The sequence below is a fragment of the Vibrio sp. HA2012 genome, assembly GCF_002812955.1.
Lineage (GTDB): Bacteria > Pseudomonadota > Gammaproteobacteria > Enterobacterales > Vibrionaceae > Vibrio.
The window spans coordinates 233,271-250,150 of record NZ_PFXK01000004.1 but is presented as its reverse complement, the minus strand read 5'-3'; the positions used below and the strand labels follow the sequence as shown (position 1 = coordinate 250,150).

Genomic DNA, 16,880 nt, shown 5'->3' with positions numbered 1-16,880 from the left:
GTCTCTTATGCAGTTGATTAAGGTGGTATTGGAATAAATTCAACGGAATCAGCCTGATCTCGCTTAAGGATAAATTCCTGTTGTAAACTTATACCAATTTCACCTCTTTTATTGCCGGCGTATTATAGAGGAAAAGTTTTTGTGACGTAACACCCAAAGCAACCGTTTGCGTCATTTTTTGTTATTTACCCGGAACTGGTTAAAATCCCGGCCTGAATCAGAAAATCGTGACTGTTTTTCTTCCGTTGCTTTGTCCCTGACTCTCCCTCTGCTATAAAGAGCACTGAGATAAGCTTTATGATACAAAATCAAATGCATAAGAATTATTACCGGTGGTTGTGCCTGTGGGCGCTGACCGCCCTGCTGGGCGCTGGTCTTACCGGATGCCAGATAGAATCCGATCCGAAAAGTGAACTGGAAAAAGTTCAGGAGCGTGGTGTGCTGCGCGTCGGTACTCTGAACAATCAGCTAGCCTATTATATCGGGCCCGATGGCCCGACGGGGTTGGATTATGATCTGGCAAAACGTTTTGCCGACGAGCTGGGCGTAAAACTGGAAATGAAACCGGCTTACCACCTGACCGGCCTGTTTCCGGCACTGGAAAAAGGTGAAATTGATATTATTGCCGCTGGTCTGTCTCAGTCCCCCGAAAGACTGGAAAAATACCGGGCAACACCTGCTTATTATTATGTGAGTCAGCAACTGGTGTATAAAACCGGCAGTTGGCGTCCCAACAGCCTGGAAAAACTGGTCAACCGGCTTCAGGAAACCGACGATCAACTGACTATTGTCAAAGGCTCTCACTTTACAGAGACGCTGGAAACCCTGAAACAAGAGTATCCAGGGCTGACCTTTAACAGCGATTCAAACGCAGATGTAAAAGATCTGCTGGAACGGGTATCAACCGGTGAACTGGCCTTTACCGTAGCTGATTCAGTAGAAGTGGCTCTGAGCCAACGTCTGTATCCGGATCTCGACCGGGGACTGGAACTGACCGAAGATCAACCTATTTCCTGGTTTATGCGCCGTTCTGATGACGAAGCTCTGTATGCCCTGCTGATCGAGTTTTTCGGTAATATCAAACAATCCGGAGAACTGGCACAACTGGAAGAGAAGTACTTCGGTCATGTAGAATCGTTTGACTATGTGGATACCCGGGCTTTTATCCGGGCTCTGGATGAAAAACTACCGCAGTGGGAGCCGTTGTTCAAACAATATTCCAAGCAGTTTGACTGGCGTCTGATCGCCGCACTTTCCTATCAGGAATCCCACTGGAATCCGAGAGCAAAATCTCCGACCGGTGTCCGGGGCATGATGATGCTCACCCTGCCGACAGCAAAAATTGTCGGCGTAAAAAACCGTTTGGATCCCGAGCAGTCCATCCGCGGAGGGGTTGAATATCTGAACAGCATTGTTGACCGGGTTCCGGATTCCATCTCAGATCATGAAAAAATGTGGTTTGCACTTGCTTCTTACAATGTCGGCTATGGTCATATGATGGATGCCCGCAGGCTGACCAAAATGCAGGGGGGCGATCCTGATTCATGGAGTGACGTAAAAGACAGACTGCCTCTGCTAAAACGACAAAAATATTACAGCAAAACCCGTTACGGTTATGCCAGAGGCGATGAAGCCAGAAAATATGTGGAAAATATTCGCGGTTATTACCAGTCGATTATCGGCCATGTTGAAAAACAAACGGTGACGGAAGCCGAAATCAATGTGGATGATCTGCAGGTTATTGACATTCCTCTTACCGATATTGAGCAGGAAGAACTTACAGCGGCTGAAAGGGAAGAAGAGGAAGCTGCAGCAACGGAAAACGATAAATCGTCACCGCGTTCCCTTCCGATCCTCCCCGCCGTACAGGCTGGCGAAGTTGATATGCCGTAGAGCATATTGCTATTAATAAACTAATCTGTTATATACCGGCTACAGGCAGCGGACAACGTATCCGCTGCCGGAAATTACAATAACTATAGTTGGGAGATAATTTATGTTATCCAGAAAACGACTGGCAAAGCGTCTTGCCTACAAGACCGTTGCATCTAACCGTCGCAAACGTATGTTAGCGAACAACAAAAAGAAAATTATCTGGCGTCATCATGCCTTTATGTTAGACCGCTAATTGAGCACCTGATGGCAAACATCCAACGATGTTTGCCTCTGAACCCCCCTCTTCTTTCACTGATTATTGTCCTGATCCTGATTCGTTTCCTGAACCTGTTCCTGCTGCCTGAGCGCTTTCTGTTCTTTACGTCTACGTCTGAAAAAAGCCTGTAACTGTTCCCGGCATTCCGATTCCAGCAGCCCGGATTCAATAACGGCATAGTGATAAGCAGCCTGACTGGCAAACAGATCCAGTACCGTCCCTGCCGCACCGGCTTTCAAATCCGGCGCGCCATAGACAATCCGTTTTACCCGACTGTGTAACAAGGCTCCGGCACACATAGGACAAGGCTCCAGCGTGACATATAAAGTGGTATCCGTCAGACGGTAATTGCCCAGTTGCTGTCCGGCCTTTCTCAGTACCTGAATTTCCGCATGCGCCGTAGCATCATGCTCACCAATCGAACGGTTCCAGCCCTGTGCAATAATTTGCCCGTCTTTTACCAGAACCGCACCGACCGGGACTTCACCTTCCTGCTCTGCCATCGCCGCCAGCTCCATGGCTTTGCGCATAAAAAATTCGTCCTGTTCTGAAAAAGTCTGCTGCACAATCCCATCCGGTTACATATTAAAGCCAGTATTGTAACGGGGAGAAGAGAGAGAAAGAAAGCAGAAAAGACAAGGCTAATACATCATATACCGGAGACCACACCAGATTCCGGTAGCAAAGTCCGGAGGCTGACACTGCGGGTAATATCCAACCTGTCCTGCCAACTGACCGTTACTTGCACTGATTTCAGGGTTGGGAATGGATCAGACACAAACCACTGAATACGGTAACTGCCCTGAACTTCATGTCCATTACTTATTCCCGCAGAATGACTGATTACTGCAGAAGTCTTCCCGAGTTCCCCTTCCGGTACTGAGCGACTGCGGAAGAATTCCAGTTTAGCCTCAGCCAGGTACAAAGCTTCGGTACGGCAGAGGGTAGTATCCAGTTGCCGATCCATATACACCTGTAATTTGATTAAGCCCAACACCCCGACCGAAAGCAGCACAGCAGAGAGAAGCACCTCCATCAGAGCCACACCTTTATTACCCGATATCATATGCTCAGAAATCACGCCAGCTTCCCTGTATCCGGATGAATTCGAATGTACCGTCACGCTCATCAATGCGGACAGATTGAGAGATCCGAACATGGCTATAACGGGCTTCGGCACGGTATCTGCCCTCACCTTCCGGCGACAGAATGAGTTCCAGCCCGGAAGGAAGGCCGCACAAACTGAACGGTGACGGAACAGAATGGACAACCTGAAGCTGGGCATACAAACATTCCAGCCCACCTTCAGCAATCCAGAATGCCTGACGGGAAATCAGCTCATTCTGGCTGCGTTTTATCTGAAAATAGAGCTGCCGGTAACCGGTAATGGAAAGGGCCAGAGTCATCACCAGCAGCATGCTGGTCATCAGCAGGGTAATGGCTCCTTGCTGCCCGTTCATGATCCGTTCCTCGGCTGTACGCTAACCGACAGGGTTCGTCGAACCCCGTGCTCCTCACTCAGCTCAGCCGACAAACGGATCCGGATCAGCGGCTGCGCGGTTACGGAAGCAACAGACTCTATCTGTAACTCTGTCAGTCGAACCCGGCTCTGATCCAGCAGTGAAAAATAGCGGGAGCAGTCGCTGATATGCGGCAGAGAAGACTGAGTATTAATACACAGTCCCAGAACCTTCTGCCTGTCTGAATTTACATTTTCTTTCACCGCCACCTGCTCATACTGACCGTCTGCATTGTGATACACATAACTCAGCATCTGAGTACCGGTCTGAACGACATGATGTGTTCCTTTCTGCATCAGGCTGCTGTCCTGATCAGGGATATAACCGGCTCTGCGGATATCGTCTTTGATGTATCTTAATGCTCCGGAAAGCTCCTGCATCAGTAACAATTGCTTCCCCTTATCTGTTATGAGCTTCTGCCCGGAAATGAACACCGAACCGACCGATGCCAGAATAAGCAGGTTTAAACTCATTGCCAGCATCAGTTCGATCAGCGATGTACCACACTGATCCTGCCGCAGCCGGCGAGCCGCGTTCCCAGTATGTCCTCTATAGACAGGCGGGATAACCATAATAGCCACCGCATATCCGGACTCTGCCGGTAATATGATGAAAGACCAGTTTCAGCGGCTTATCTGCGGCCTCCTGTACCGCAAAACGGATGTTGCCGGGCCGGTCTGGCTTGCCGCTTACGCCGTCCAGTTTTACCGTTTCCCAGTTTATCTGTATCTGTGCTTCCTCACCGCGGCTGAGCATAATGGAATGATCCGCCGCGGTTGTGTAGGTAACCGGCATATCATCTTCTCTGAGAACCAGTATCCAGCCCCGCTGGCTGTTCCCTTGTTGTGCATAATGAATCCAGAGATCCCGGTGACGCATGACCGCTTCCAGACGCGCCTGACTAAAAAAGCCCTGCAGCTCAGCCGCCAGCCTTTTCATTCGGTACTGCTGGATCATTCGCTCAAAGCCGGGGGCTGCGCCGGCCAGAAGAACAGACATAACCAGCAATGAAATAAGCGTTTCAATCAGCGTAAATCCGCGAGGCATTTCCCAAATCCCGGTGCAACTCTGTGCAGCCTGTCAATGACACTTGCAGCCATGCTAGCAGTTACTGAAAATACTGGAAAAAGAAGAGGATAAGAACAGGAAATGCTTCGAATAAATATATGTAAATCGTACGCAGTCCGTATCAGAGGGATGACACTACTCGAGATACTGACCGTCATTATTATCATCAGTGTTGTTGCGGGAGTCGCCTATCCCGGCTACACAAAATCAGTGCAGAAAGCACACCGCTCGCAAGCTATCTCAGATATGGTCAGGATCCAACTGCAACTGGAGCAGACGTATGATGCACTAAGCGGCTATGACCTTGATTTGCTGAATACAGGGTGCCCGCAGAGCTTATGTGATACCGACGACGATCGTTACCGTTTTTCCCTGACCGGAGAAGACATCTATACCATCCGGGCAGTTCCGCAGGCTGCACAGGATTCTGACCCGTGCGGAACATTGGTCCTGAATGCCAGAGGCGAGAGAAAACCCGCTTCCTGCTGGTAGCAGAAACAAAAAAACCGGCAGGATATATACCCGGCCGGTCTGGTCTGTTATCGGATGACGAAGTAATGCCGGGATCAACCGGTCAGATCATCAAAGAATTTCTTCACGCCTTTGAAAAAGCCTTCAGACTTCGGTCTGTGCGTATTGGCTGCCTCGCCACCACAACTCTCTTCAAACTCTTTCAGCAACTCTTTCTGCCGCGCGCTCAGCTTAACCGGTGTTTCAACCACCAGCTTGACGATCAGATCACCCACCGCGCCGCCGCGTACCCCTTTCACACCTTTACCACGCATGCGGAACATGCGACCGGTTTGTGTCTCTTCCGGCACCTTCAGGTTTACCCGGCCATCAAGAGTCGGTACTTCAACTTCACCACCCAGCGCCGCCTGAGCAAAGCTGACTGGCACTTCACAATACAGGTTATTGCCGTCGCGCTCGAAGATCTGGTGCTCACGCACATGCACCTGAACATACAGATCCCCTGCCGGTGCTCCTTGCTCTCCGGCTTCACCTTCGCCGGACAGACGAATACGGTCTCCGGTATCCACACCCGCTGGGATCTTCACATTCAGAGTTTTTGTCTTCTGCTTACGTCCCTGACCATGACATGAGGTACATGGATCTTTGATGATCTTACCTTTACCGTTACAGGTTGGACAGGTCTGCTGAACCGCAAAGAATCCCTGACGCATCTGTACCTGACCATGACCATGGCAGGTCGGACAGGTCTGAGCCTGAGAACCGGGTTTCGCACCGGAACCATGACAAACTTCGCATTCAACCAGAGTCGGAACCTGAATCTCTTTTTCACAGCCCCGCACCGCTTCTTCCAGTGACAGATCCATGTTATAGCGCAGATCCGCACCGCGCTGCGCACGGGCATGACCACCGCCGCCGCGACGACCACCACCAAAAATATCACCGAAAACATCACCAAAGATATCACCGAAATCGGCACCGCCGCCGCCAAAACCACCACCACCGAAGCCGCCACCCTGCTCGAATGCAGCATGGCCGTATTGATCATAGGCGGCTTTCTTCTGTGGATCCGTCAGGATTTCATACGCTTCTTTTACTTCTTTAAACTTGTCCGCAGCACTCTCATCACCCTGATTCCGATCCGGGTGGAACTTCATCGCAAGACGCTTATACGCCTTCTTAATATCTCGCTCTGAGGCATCACGGCTAACGCCTAATACTTCGTAAAAATCACGTTTTGACATGTTTTAAACTACCAATTTATTTCCAGCAAGAAGCAGATGCTTCTCCATTTCTATATCGATCTAGATAATATTACTGCTAAGAAATCAAATTCTTAACCAAACTCAATTCTTAACTAAGCCCAGTTCTATTAAACTAAAATAGTATTATCTAGACGGACGCTGTAACTACAAACATGCGGGCGAGAGAAAAACTCTGACGCCCGCAACAAATCTGACTAAAGACTTTAAGCCGGAGAGCAGTGTCTACGGCAACAAGTTCTTACTTCTTGTCGTCTTTTACTTCTTCAAACTCTGCATCGACAACGTCATCGTCCTGAGACGGCTGAGCGTCATCCGCACCAGCAGCCTGTTGTGCCTGAGCCTGTTGCTGAGCGATTTCCATTAGTTTCTGAGAAGCAGCAATCAGCGCCTGAACTTTCGCGTCGATGGCTTCTTTATCGTTACCGTTCTTCGCTTCTTCCAGCTCTTTAATTGCAGCTTCAATCTTCTCTTTCTCGTCTGCAGGAAGAGCGTCGCCCGCTTCTTCAATCTGCTTACGGGTACCGTGGATCATCTGATCAGCCTGGTTACGGGCAGTTACCATCTCTTCGAACTTTTTGTCCGCTTCTTTGTTGGCTTCTGCTTCCTGTACCATTTTTTCGATTTCTTCATCGTTCAGACCACCGGATGCCTGAATGGTGATTTTCTGCTCTTTACCTGTTTGCTTGTCTTTTGCAGACACATGCAGGATACCATCCGCATCCAGGTCAAAGGTCACTTCGATCTGCGGCATACCGCGAGGAGCAGGGTTAATACCTTCAAGGTTGAACTGACCAAGAGACTTGTTGTACATCGCCTGTTTACGTTCACCCTGCAGTACGTGAATAGTCACTGCGTTCTGATTGTCTTCAGCAGTAGAAAACACCTGATTCGCCTTAGTTGGGATCGTGGTATTTTTCTCAACCAGCTTAGTCATCACGCCGCCCATAGTCTCGATACCCAGAGACAGAGGGGTTACGTCCAGCAGCAATACGTCTTTCACTTCACCAGCCAGTACACCACCCTGTACCGCAGCACCTACAGCAACAGCCTCATCAGGGTTAACATCGCGACGCGCTTCTTTACCAAAGAACTCTGCCACTTTCGCCTGAACCATTGGCATACGAGTCTGACCGCCAACAAGGATAACGTCAGTGATGTCGCCAACCGCGAGATCCGCATCAGCCAGAGCAACTTTCAGTGGTTCAAGAGAACGCTGAACCAGATCTTCAACCAGTGATTCCAGTTTCGCACGGGTCACTTTGATGTTCATGTGCTTAGGACCGGTCGCATCCGCTGTTACGTATGGCAGGTTTACGTCAGTCTGTTGTGCTGAAGACAGCTCGATTTTTGCTTTTTCAGCCGCTTCTTTCACACGCTGCATTGCCAGAGGATCGTTCTTCAGATCGATACCCTGTTCTGATTTAAACTGGTTTACCAGATAGTTAATCAGACGGTTATCGAAATCTTCACCACCCAGGTGAGTGTCACCGTTGGTTGACAGAACTTCGAATGTTTTTTCGCCTTCCACTTCATCAATTTCGATAATAGAGATATCGAACGTACCACCACCCAGGTCATACACAGCAATCGTGCGATCGCCGCCTTGCTTATCCAGACCGTAAGCCAGTGCCGCAGCTGTTGGTTCGTTGATGATACGCTTCACTTCCAGACCCGCGATACGGCCGGCATCTTTTGTTGCCTGACGCTGTGCATCGTTAAAGTAAGCAGGAACAGTAATTACTGCACCAGTCACTTCTTCACCCAGGAAGCTTTCAGCCGTTTTCTTCATTTTTTTCAGGACTTCAGCAGAAACCTGAGGTGCAGCCATTTTCTGGCCACGTGCTTCAACCCATGCATCACCGTTATCAGCCTTAACAATTTTGTATGGCATGATTTCGATATCACGCTGAACTTCTTCGTCTTCAAAACGACGACCGATCAGACGCTTGATTGCAAACAGCGTATTTTCCGGGTTAGTCACTGCCTGACGTTTTGCAGGCTGACCAACCAGTGTTTCGCCATCGGTATAAGCGATTACTGATGCTGTGGTACGCTCACCTTCAGCATTTTCAATTACGCGTGGTTTGTCACCGTCCAGTACGGCAACACAAGAGTTAGTAGTACCTAAGTCAATACCAATGATTTTACCCATCAGGCTATCTCCGAAAATTCAATCTATTCTTTTTTGCTATATCCCCTATGTGGGGATGTGAAGCCGGGATTCAACCCTGTACTTCAAAATAAAATGCAAAGCACTTGCTTCATCTATGCCCTTTAGATAAGGGCGCTGAATAAGTTTTCAAGGGGAAAATATAAAATTTTCCGCAATTATTCCACCGGATCAAAAAAGGCTGCACACCCGTGCAACCTTTTTCCAAGCAAGGTTCCGGAACTGATCCGGTCCCCTCAGTCGCTCAGCCAGCCTTATTTGGCAACCATCACCATCGCCGGGCGGATAACACGGCCATTCAGTTCATAGCCCTTCTGCATCACAAACATAACCGTATTGGAATCGTGATCCGGACTTTCCTGAATAGACATCGCCTGATGATATTCAGGATTAAACGCTTCCCCTTCCGGATTGATCTCTTTCAGACCGAATTTAGCAATCACATCCACAAACGTTTTATGCGTCAGTTCCACACCTTCGAGCAGAGGCTTCACCGCCTCATTCTCAGTATCTGCGGCCTGAATCGCACGCTCAAGGTTATCGATCACTGGCAACAGTTCTTCTGAGAACTTGTTCAGTGCGTACTTACGTGCCTTATCGACTTCCTGCTCAGTACGGCGACGCATGTTTTCCACTTCTGCTTTGGCTCGTAGTACAGAATCCTGTTGCTCTTTCACCTTAGCTTCACTAAGCAGCAATGCCGCTTCCAGTTGAGCAACTTTAGACGCTTCAGCGTCCTGTTCGTCGTCGTTCCAGTCGATATCCGCATCAGTACCGACAACGTCCGCGTCAATCTCTGTCTCAACTTCTGTTTCCTGCTCAGCCGCTGTTTCCTGCGTCTTCAGCTCTTCTTCGTTTACCTTAATTTCTTCGTTGGTCATGATATCTCCAGACTTCAGATTCATTGTTATATCAGGTTGTTCCGGTGACACACGCCTGTTCTGCAGGCAATTGACCTAAACTTGATATAAAAGACTCGCACATTCAAACTTGTTGCCTTTATTATGGGGACGAACATCTGTGATTCAAGCATAAAATTTCAAACTGGAATATCCGCATGAAAAAGCCGTTTAATATCATTGCTATTATAGGTAAGCCACGCAACCATCAAGCCATTCAGACCCATAAAGAACTTTTTCAGTGGTTGGATGCCAAAGGTTATCCGGTTCTGGTTGATGAACGGCTGGCCGATATTCTGGATACCATCCCCAAAGAACACTTTACCAGCCTGATCGATATTGGTGAAAAAGCCGATCTGGCTATTGTTGTCGGCGGCGACGGTAATATGCTGGGCGCTGCACGGGTACTTTCCCGCTTTGATATTTCTGTGATAGGGGTAAACCGTGGCAACCTCGGTTTTCTGACGGATCTCAATCCGGATGAGTTCTGCTCCACGCTGGAAAACGTACTACAGGGTGAATATCTGGAAGAGAAACGCTTTCTGCTGGAAACTGAAGTCTACCGTCACGGTCAGCGAAAAAGTCAAAATGCAGCACTGAACGAAGCCGTACTCCATCCAGGGAAAATCGCCCATATGATTGAATTCGAAGTGTATATTGATGACAGCTTCGCCTTTTCCCAGCGTTCTGATGGCCTGATCGTCTCAACCCCGACCGGTTCAACCGCCTACTCTTTATCCGGTGGCGGTCCGATCCTTTCGCCCAGCCTGAATGCCATTTCACTGGTGCCGATGTTTCCGCACACCCTGTCTTCACGCCCACTGGTGGTCGACGGTGAGCGCACCATAAAACTGCTGGTGTCACCGGATAACCGTGGCACACAGGAGATCAGTTGTGACGGACAGATCTCACTACCGGTTTCACCCGGTGATGAAGTGCTTATCTACCAAAGCCCCAATATACTGCGTCTGATCCACCCGAAAAATTATAGTTATTATCATGTACTCAGAAACAAACTTGGCTGGTCCAGTAAGCTGTTTTAAGCAGGTAAGACGACAGAAATCATCACTAAGATCACAAAAATAAATTGTTCACATAAAAATCACCAGCACCACTTTACTGTATAAAGAAACAGTATATACTGTCTTTCTATACAGTATTGTTTAATTACACAGGTACTCAGGATGCTGGCCCATTTAAGTGTGAATAATTTTGCGATCGTTAAATCTCTGCAACTGGAACTTTCTCAGGGAATGACCACCATTACCGGTGAAACCGGAGCAGGTAAATCCATCGCCATCGATGCGTTGGGCTTATGCCTTGGCGACCGGGCAGAAACAGGTATGGTTCGCCCCGGAGAAGAAAAAACCGAAGTCAGCGCCGCCTTTCTCTTAGACAATAACATTCATGCTACCCGCTGGCTGGAAGACAATGAGCTACTGGATGGCAACGAATGTATTTTGCGCCGCCTGATCACCAAAGACGGCCGCTCCCGTGCTTTTATCAACGGTAGCCCTGTTCCTGTTTCACAGCTCAAGTCTTTGGGACAGAAGCTGATCAATATCCACGGACAACATGCCCATCATCAACTGATGAAAAGTGACTACCAGCTTTCTATGCTGGATCAGTATGCCGGGCATGCTAACCTGACGGACAAAACCCAGAACAGCTACCAGAAATGGCGCTCAGCCGAAAATAACCTGAAAGAACTGCGGCAGAACAGTCAGGAAAATATGGCTCAGAAACAACTGCTTGAATACCAGATCAAAGAACTGAATGAGCTTGCTATCGGTGAAACTGAATTTATCGAACTGGAACAAGAGCATAAGCTGCTGAATAACAGCGGAGATCTGGCTGTTCACTGCCAGCAGACCATTAGCCTTCTGTATGAAGGAGAAGAGGTAAACGCACTCAGTCTGCTGCAATCGGCCAGTCAGTCATTGAGCCAGTTGGCCGAACTGGATCCCAAACTATCAGCTCTGCCCGCCATGCTGGACGAAGCCATTATTCAGATAGAAGAAACCAACAGTGAGTTGCGCCATTACCTGGACGGTATTGACGTAGATCCGGAAAGAATGGCTTATGTAGAAGAGCGATTCTCTAAAGTAATGTCGATATCGCGCAAGCATTATGTTCAGCCAGAAGAGCTTTATACACACCATCAGCAGCTACTGAAACAGATAGAAGAGCTGGACTGCTCGGATGAAAAACTGGATGCTCTGGCAGAAGAAACCGAAAAACGCTACCAAAGCTATCTGTCTGATGCAGAAAAACTCAATAAATCACGCATCCGTTATGCAAAAGAGCTGGATAAACTGATCAGCAAAAGCATGCATGAACTCAGCATGGAAAAAGCCAAATTTACTATTCAGGTTACAGCAGAAGCAAAACATGCCTCTCCGCTGGGTATTGACCATGTCGAATTTCTGGTTTCCACCAACCCGGGGCAACCCATGTCACCGATTGCCAAAGTTGCTTCCGGCGGTGAACTGTCGCGGATTTCTCTCGCTATTCAGGTGATTACCGCGCAGAAAGTGGATACTCCAAGTCTGATTTTTGATGAGGTCGATGTGGGGATCAGCGGTCCGACAGCCGCGGTTGTCGGCAGGATGCTGCGCACTCTGGGAGAATCCACTCAGGTATTGTGCGTGACTCACCTCCCACAAGTAGCTGGTTGCGGACATCAGCAGCTGTTTGTGTCGAAAAAAACAACCGCAGGTAATACAGAAACCCGGATGTACCCGCTCAATGAAGAGCAACGGGTCTCTGAACTGGCTCGTCTGCTGGGAGGCAGTGAGATTACCGCCACAACACTGGCAAATGCCAAAGAACTGCTGGCAGCATAAATTCGGGAATAACAGATAAACTTGCAGAGATATTTGCAACTAATCTCAAAAATTACGGTCTCATCTACAGGCTTTGGTACAGTATCTTTTTACATCGTGCCAGAGCTTGTTTATTATCAGTCAGATTTTAGATTAGAGATATAAGAAGTATCAGCTATGCAGTTTAAAAAGTGGTTAGTGGCAATCCCACTGGCAGTAACAATGCTGACCGGATGCTCGGTAGCAGAAAAACTGGTTTACCGAATTGATATTAATCAGGGCAACTATGTCGAGCAGGAAGCCGTCGATCAACTGAAATTCGGTATGACAAAAGAGCAGGTTCGCTTTGTGCTGGGCTCTCCAATGCTGGTAGAGAACGGCTACCCAAATACCTGGTACTATATTTATCACCATACTCCAGGGCACGACGATTCCGTACAGAAAAATCTGCTGGTACATTTCAGCGAACAGAATACGCTGGTCGATATTATGGGTGATTTCCAGGCCGGCAATACTTTCTTTGAAAGTATTAACTGAATCCTGATATCTGAATACGATTGAGGCTCGCTCTGGCGAGCCTCTGCTCTATCAGCCGGTCAGTCCGCTTTTTTGAACACATTAGGTTTTCCACCGGTTACCGGATCCGCTGTACCGGATACTCTGGCCTGTTCCGCCCGTCTACGCCGGATCTCTTTTGGATCCGCCTGCAATGGCCGATAGATCTCGATACGGTCTTTATCCTGAGGTTGCATATCCAGCTTGACATTACGGCTATAAATACCCACATTATTTTTACTCAGATCGATTTCCGGATACGCCTCCAGAACACCGGAACGGCGGATAATCTCTTCCACTGTAGAACCGCTTTCCACCATTTCAACAAACACTTTTTGTTCATAAGGCAGCGCATACACTACCTCGACCCGAATTGTATTCATCAGTACACCTGTTTAGCCCGCCGGGTAAAAGCGGTTACCATATTATTTGTCAGTTCATTAAATACCTTGCCAAAGGCCAGCTCTATCAGCCGACTGGAAAACTCAAACTCCAGCTTAAGCTCAACCTTGCAGGCATACTCATCCAACTCCGTGAAATACCATCCCCCCCGCAGATGCTGAAAAGGGCCATCCACCAGTTCCATCAGAATAGACGTTCCGCTCTCTAGGGTGTTGGCCGTGATAAAAGTCTTACTGATCCCGGCCTTTGACACATTCACCGATGCCAACATTTTTTCTCCGGAAAATTCCAGCACTTCAGCTCCGGCACAACCAGGTAAAAACTCGGGGTAATGCGCCACGTCATTGACTAAATCATACATCTGTCTGGCACTGTATGACACCAGTGCCGAACGCCTGATCTGCGGCATTTCAACTCCTCTTATCCCTTTGTAATCGGGCGATAATACGCTATTTTTGCTCTTCTTCGCAGAAAACGCTGACGGATGAACAAAATAAGGATTTCCAATACGAAACTAATCCGTATAATGACGCCATTATGGCAAAGAAAAAATCAAAAACCAAAGCGGGCAGCAATACCATTGCTTTAAATAAGAAAGCCCGTCACGAGTATTTCATCGAAGACGAGATCGAAGCGGGTCTTGAGCTGCAGGGATGGGAAGTCAAATCTCTCCGTCAGGGTAAAGCAAACATCGCCGAGAGTTACGTTTTTCTCCGTAATGGTGAAGCCTTCATCAGCGGCATGACAATTACTCCTCTACAACAAGCCAGCACTCATGTGGTGGCGGATCCGACACGCGTGCGTAAACTGTTGCTCTCCCGCAGAGAGCTGGACAATCTATTCGGACGCATCAACCGTGAAGGGATGACTTTAACAGCACTGTCGCTGTACTGGTCCCGTTCCTGGGTAAAACTGAAAATCGGCGTAGCCAAAGGTAAAAAACTACACGACAAGCGCACCGATATGAAAGAAAAAGACTGGGCGCGAGATAAGGCGCGGATAATGAAAGGTAAATTGCGCTAAACTTAATCATATAGAGGGAGTCGGACTGGACAGAACTGGTTTTTCTGATACCATGCTTCCTCTTACCTGGGGCTGATTTAGGATTCGACGGGAATTTTGCAGTCTAAGGTGCATGCCGAGGTGCGGTAGGCCTCGTTAACAAACCGCAAAAAAATAGTCGCAAACGACGAAAACTACGCACTAGCAGCTTAATAACCTGCTCAGAGCTCTCTTGCCCTAGCCTCCGCTTGTAGGACGGGGAATTCCAAGGGATCAAACTCAATCAAGCTGGCGTGGATTCCCCCACCTGAGGGATGAAGCGTGAGATTTAATTCAGGTTAGCTATTCATTCGCGTGTCGGTTCGCAGGTGGTAGTGAAATTAAAGATCGACTAAGCATGTAGTACCAAAGATGAATGGTTTTCGGACGGGGGTTCAAATCCCCCCAGCTCCACCAATCGCATGAAACGGGACGTCTCAAGACGTCCCGTTTTTCGTTCTAACCCCTTGCAAATACTGGCTTTGCTCGTATCAGCTTGTCTCAAGAAATTTCACTAAAGCTCATTATTGAAGTAACATTTAATGTAACACGGAACATCTAGTGCTTATTTTCATGTTACATCGATGGTAAGGAGAACTGAAATGGCTAAGACAATCAAACCATTAACACCGACAACGATTAAAACGAAAGCTAAGCCAAAAGAGAAAGAATTTTCCCTTGCCGACGGCAACGGACTTTATCTGCGCGTCACGCCGAAAGGCACCAGATCATGGATATTCAACTACATTCATCCCATCACTAATAAGAGAAAAAATATTGGCTTGGGAAAATTTCCTGATATCACGTTAGCTTCAGCCCGAGAAAAAGCTCGCTCAATGCGCCAACAAGTAGCTGAAGGTATTGATCCAAAAACTTATAGGGATAATGAAGCAGTCGCTGAACAACTTGCGATTGAAACTACTCTTTTGTCTGTAGCAAAAGAATGGATTGATGTAAAAAAGCATTCTGTAACTGACGATTATGCAACAGATATTTGGCGTTCGTTGGAACTACATATTTTTCCAAACTTAGGCCAATTACCGATCAGCGAAATTCTCGCCCCTACAGTGATTACGCAGTTGAGACCGCTAGAGAAAAGAGGTGTGTTAGAAACTGTCAAGCGTGTTTGCCAGCGTTTAAACGAAATTATGGACTATGCGGTCAACAGCGGCAAGATTCAAGCAAATCCACTCACTAACATTAGACAGGTATTTAAAAAGCCCAAAGTCGAGCATATGAAGACAATCCGCCCTAATGAATTACCTTTATTAATGAAAAGTATGTCTGAAATAAATATCAAGCTAGTTACTCGTTGTGCGTTTGAGTTTCAGCTCCATACACTAATTCGTCCCAGCGAATGTGCTGGTGCAGAATGGAGTGAAATCGATTTAAATAATAGGCTCTGGGTAATACCAAAAGAAAAAATGAAAATGAAGCGGGATCACAAAATTCCTCTGAGTGATGCTGCTCTTCAACTATTAGAGTTTATGAAACCCATATCTTCAGACCTAAAATATGTTTTCCCGAGCGATATTAACAAGAATAAGCATATCAATAGCCAATCGGTAAACGCTGTACTCAAGCGCTCTGGTATGACAGGCAAGTTGGTCAGTCATGGTCTCAGATCAATTGGCAGCACGGCTCTCAATGAACAATCTTTTAACAGAGATGCCATTGAGTTGTCTTTAGCTCATGTCGATAAAAATGCTATTCGTGCAATTTACAATAATGCTGAATATCTAGAAGAACGTCGCGAAATTATGGCCTGGTGGAGCGAATTTGTAATCAATTCATCCGAGGGATGCTACACAATAGCCAAATAACATTACAGCACGTAAATCATCCATCCTTATGGCTCTTTAGAAAATTGAGCCATAAGGAAAATCATTCAAAAATTGCAGTATTCACCATCTTTTTTAACCAAATCGCCATAAATAATATTTTTTAAAAATATATTCTAAAAAATATTTTGAATTATTTTTTTGTTACACTTCATTAACAACTAGCATTTATCGGGGGATACTTCACCCAAAAACATGCTTAAAATCAAAGCCATAAAAATTAATATTTTAAAAAAACATATTAATTTCCCTTTATAATACAAATAGTTAAAAACAAAACAACATTGACATGGTCAAATTTCCTTCATATGCTAAAAGCAGAATAAAAAGTAACCACAAGCCAAAATGTGCTCAGTGGTTCATAAAGGCAGAAACATATGACTAAAATTGAAAATTTAAAAATTGAGAGAAAAAATGATGTATTAAAAAGAGTACCTTTTTCTAAAGCCACGCTACATCGCTATATAAATCAAGGAATTTTCCCACCATCCATTTCACTGGGAGCAAGATCAGTCGGATTTCTTTCTCACGAAATCGACGCCTTCATAGCAGCAAAAGCATTAAACCAGGATTTATCTATGTTAGTTGAAAGTTTACTTAAGCAAAGAGAACAACTTTCTGCTTCCTTCCTTTCCTTCTTTCCTCACTCGGCAAATAAGGAAGGAAACTAA

At 47.0% G+C, this 16,880-nt stretch carries 18 protein-coding genes and 1 other RNA gene; 9 read left to right on the top strand and 10 right to left on the bottom strand.

Annotated features, from left to right (window positions below; all coding sequences use genetic code 11):
• Nucleotides 1-312 precede the first annotated feature (312 nt).
• Complete coding sequence (gene mltF / locus CSW98_RS09765; RefSeq protein WP_100800295.1) at nucleotides 313-1,893, top strand: membrane-bound lytic murein transglycosylase MltF; 1,581 nt, start codon at nucleotides 313-315, stop codon at nucleotides 1,891-1,893.
• A gap of 291 nt (nucleotides 1,894-2,184) precedes the next feature.
• On the opposite strand, the gene tadA is transcribed toward mltF, so the two are convergent.
• From tadA to CSW98_RS09740, 5 genes are all read right to left on the bottom strand, one after another.
• Nucleotides 2,185-2,718, bottom strand: coding sequence for a tRNA adenosine(34) deaminase TadA (gene tadA, locus CSW98_RS09760; RefSeq protein ID WP_269799021.1), 534 nt, complete (start codon nucleotides 2,716-2,718; stop codon nucleotides 2,185-2,187).
• Between the two features lie 83 nt (nucleotides 2,719-2,801).
• Nucleotides 2,802-3,233, bottom strand: a complete 432-nt coding sequence (locus CSW98_RS09755) for a type IV pilus modification PilV family protein (RefSeq protein WP_100800294.1) — start codon at nucleotides 3,231-3,233, stop codon at nucleotides 2,802-2,804.
• On the bottom strand, nucleotides 3,223-3,612 hold the full coding sequence (locus CSW98_RS09750; RefSeq protein ID WP_100800293.1) for a hypothetical protein: 390 nt from the start codon (nucleotides 3,610-3,612) through the stop codon (nucleotides 3,223-3,225). Before CSW98_RS09750 ends, CSW98_RS09755 begins: the two co-directional genes overlap by 11 nt.
• Nucleotides 3,609-4,244 (bottom strand): hypothetical protein, encoded by a 636-nt coding sequence (locus CSW98_RS09745; RefSeq protein ID WP_100800292.1) that lies wholly within the window; start codon nucleotides 4,242-4,244, stop codon nucleotides 3,609-3,611. The genes CSW98_RS09750 and CSW98_RS09745 overlap by 4 nt, the downstream gene beginning before the upstream one ends.
• Entirely contained in the window at nucleotides 4,222-4,719 is a 498-nt protein-coding gene (locus tag CSW98_RS09740; RefSeq protein ID WP_100800291.1) for a pilus assembly FimT family protein, read from the bottom strand. The genes CSW98_RS09745 and CSW98_RS09740 overlap by 23 nt, the downstream gene beginning before the upstream one ends.
• A gap of 102 nt (nucleotides 4,720-4,821) precedes the next feature.
• On the opposite strand from CSW98_RS09740, the gene CSW98_RS09735 reads away from it, so the two are divergent.
• Nucleotides 4,822-5,232 (top strand): type IV pilin protein, encoded by a 411-nt coding sequence (locus CSW98_RS09735; protein ID WP_100800290.1) that lies wholly within the window; start codon nucleotides 4,822-4,824, stop codon nucleotides 5,230-5,232.
• Nucleotides 5,233-5,306: 74 nt separating this feature from the next.
• On the opposite strand, the gene dnaJ is transcribed toward CSW98_RS09735, so the two are convergent.
• From dnaJ to grpE, 3 genes are all read right to left on the bottom strand, one after another.
• On the bottom strand, nucleotides 5,307-6,455 hold the full coding sequence (dnaJ, locus tag CSW98_RS09730) for a molecular chaperone DnaJ (RefSeq protein WP_100800289.1): 1,149 nt from the start codon (nucleotides 6,453-6,455) through the stop codon (nucleotides 5,307-5,309).
• Nucleotides 6,456-6,714: 259 nt separating this feature from the next.
• A complete protein-coding gene (gene dnaK / locus CSW98_RS09725; RefSeq protein ID WP_100800288.1) occupies nucleotides 6,715-8,628 on the bottom strand; it encodes a molecular chaperone DnaK in 1,914 nt (637 codons plus the stop codon).
• 272 nt (nucleotides 8,629-8,900) lie between these two features.
• Complete coding sequence (gene grpE, locus CSW98_RS09720; protein WP_100800406.1) at nucleotides 8,901-9,527, bottom strand: nucleotide exchange factor GrpE; 627 nt, start codon at nucleotides 9,525-9,527, stop codon at nucleotides 8,901-8,903.
• Nucleotides 9,528-9,703: 176 nt separating this feature from the next.
• Between grpE and nadK the strand changes: the two genes are divergently transcribed.
• The 3 genes from nadK to bamE all read left to right on the top strand — a co-directional run bounded on the left by nadK (nucleotide 9,704) and on the right by bamE (nucleotide 12,907).
• Entirely contained in the window at nucleotides 9,704-10,588 is an 885-nt protein-coding gene (gene nadK, locus CSW98_RS09715) for an NAD(+) kinase (protein WP_100800287.1), read from the top strand.
• A gap of 141 nt (nucleotides 10,589-10,729) precedes the next feature.
• Nucleotides 10,730-12,391, top strand: coding sequence for a DNA repair protein RecN (recN, locus tag CSW98_RS09710; protein ID WP_100800286.1), 1,662 nt, complete (start codon nucleotides 10,730-10,732; stop codon nucleotides 12,389-12,391).
• Nucleotides 12,392-12,547: 156 nt separating this feature from the next.
• Complete coding sequence (gene bamE / locus CSW98_RS09705; RefSeq protein WP_100800285.1) at nucleotides 12,548-12,907, top strand: outer membrane protein assembly factor BamE; 360 nt, start codon at nucleotides 12,548-12,550, stop codon at nucleotides 12,905-12,907.
• A gap of 59 nt (nucleotides 12,908-12,966) precedes the next feature.
• Here the strand turns inward: bamE and CSW98_RS09700 are convergent, their stop codons facing one another.
• Nucleotides 12,967-13,308, bottom strand: a complete 342-nt coding sequence (locus CSW98_RS09700; RefSeq protein ID WP_100800284.1) for an RnfH family protein — start codon at nucleotides 13,306-13,308, stop codon at nucleotides 12,967-12,969.
• A complete protein-coding gene (locus CSW98_RS09695) occupies nucleotides 13,308-13,736 on the bottom strand; it encodes an SRPBCC family protein (protein ID WP_100800283.1) in 429 nt (142 codons plus the stop codon). Before CSW98_RS09695 ends, CSW98_RS09700 begins: the two co-directional genes overlap by 1 nt.
• A gap of 128 nt (nucleotides 13,737-13,864) precedes the next feature.
• On the opposite strand from CSW98_RS09695, the gene smpB reads away from it, so the two are divergent.
• From smpB to CSW98_RS09675, 4 genes are all read left to right on the top strand, one after another.
• Nucleotides 13,865-14,350, top strand: a complete 486-nt coding sequence (gene smpB, locus CSW98_RS09690; RefSeq protein WP_100800282.1) for an SsrA-binding protein SmpB — start codon at nucleotides 13,865-13,867, stop codon at nucleotides 14,348-14,350.
• Nucleotides 14,351-14,418: 68 nt separating this feature from the next.
• Nucleotides 14,419-14,785, top strand: a transfer-messenger RNA (tmRNA) gene (gene ssrA / locus CSW98_RS09685).
• Nucleotides 14,786-14,970: 185 nt separating this feature from the next.
• Nucleotides 14,971-16,191, top strand: a complete 1,221-nt coding sequence (locus CSW98_RS09680; RefSeq protein ID WP_100800281.1) for an integrase domain-containing protein — start codon at nucleotides 14,971-14,973, stop codon at nucleotides 16,189-16,191.
• Nucleotides 16,192-16,586: 395 nt separating this feature from the next.
• A complete protein-coding gene (locus CSW98_RS09675; protein WP_100800280.1) occupies nucleotides 16,587-16,880 on the top strand; it encodes a helix-turn-helix transcriptional regulator in 294 nt (97 codons plus the stop codon).

What these genes read in the sequence shown, in the direction of transcription:
- CSW98_RS09700 (WP_100800284.1), bottom strand. Translation starts at nt 13,308, where the DNA reads ATGAATACAATTCGGGTCGAGGTAGTGTATGCGCTGCCTTATGAACAA.
- mltF (WP_100800295.1), top strand. Translation starts at nt 313, where the DNA reads ATGCATAAGAATTATTACCGGTGGTTGTGCCTGTGGGCGCTGACCGCC.
- CSW98_RS09745 (WP_100800292.1), bottom strand. Translation starts at nt 4,244, where the DNA reads ATGGTTATCCCGCCTGTCTATAGAGGACATACTGGGAACGCGGCTCGC.
- CSW98_RS09680 (WP_100800281.1), top strand. Translation starts at nt 14,971, where the DNA reads ATGGCTAAGACAATCAAACCATTAACACCGACAACGATTAAAACGAAA.
- dnaJ (WP_100800289.1), bottom strand. Translation starts at nt 6,455, where the DNA reads ATGTCAAAACGTGATTTTTACGAAGTATTAGGCGTTAGCCGTGATGCC.
- CSW98_RS09695 (WP_100800283.1), bottom strand. Translation starts at nt 13,736, where the DNA reads ATGCCGCAGATCAGGCGTTCGGCACTGGTGTCATACAGTGCCAGACAG.
- CSW98_RS09735 (WP_100800290.1), top strand. Translation starts at nt 4,822, where the DNA reads ATGCTTCGAATAAATATATGTAAATCGTACGCAGTCCGTATCAGAGGG.
- smpB (WP_100800282.1), top strand. Translation starts at nt 13,865, where the DNA reads ATGGCAAAGAAAAAATCAAAAACCAAAGCGGGCAGCAATACCATTGCT.
- grpE (WP_100800406.1), bottom strand. Translation starts at nt 9,527, where the DNA reads ATGACCAACGAAGAAATTAAGGTAAACGAAGAAGAGCTGAAGACGCAG.
- CSW98_RS09740 (WP_100800291.1), bottom strand. Translation starts at nt 4,719, where the DNA reads ATGCCTCGCGGATTTACGCTGATTGAAACGCTTATTTCATTGCTGGTT.
- CSW98_RS09750 (WP_100800293.1), bottom strand. Translation starts at nt 3,612, where the DNA reads ATGAACGGGCAGCAAGGAGCCATTACCCTGCTGATGACCAGCATGCTG.
- CSW98_RS09675 (WP_100800280.1), top strand. Translation starts at nt 16,587, where the DNA reads ATGACTAAAATTGAAAATTTAAAAATTGAGAGAAAAAATGATGTATTA.
- bamE (WP_100800285.1), top strand. Translation starts at nt 12,548, where the DNA reads ATGCAGTTTAAAAAGTGGTTAGTGGCAATCCCACTGGCAGTAACAATG.
- dnaK (WP_100800288.1), bottom strand. Translation starts at nt 8,628, where the DNA reads ATGGGTAAAATCATTGGTATTGACTTAGGTACTACTAACTCTTGTGTT.
- nadK (WP_100800287.1), top strand. Translation starts at nt 9,704, where the DNA reads ATGAAAAAGCCGTTTAATATCATTGCTATTATAGGTAAGCCACGCAAC.
- recN (WP_100800286.1), top strand. Translation starts at nt 10,730, where the DNA reads ATGCTGGCCCATTTAAGTGTGAATAATTTTGCGATCGTTAAATCTCTG.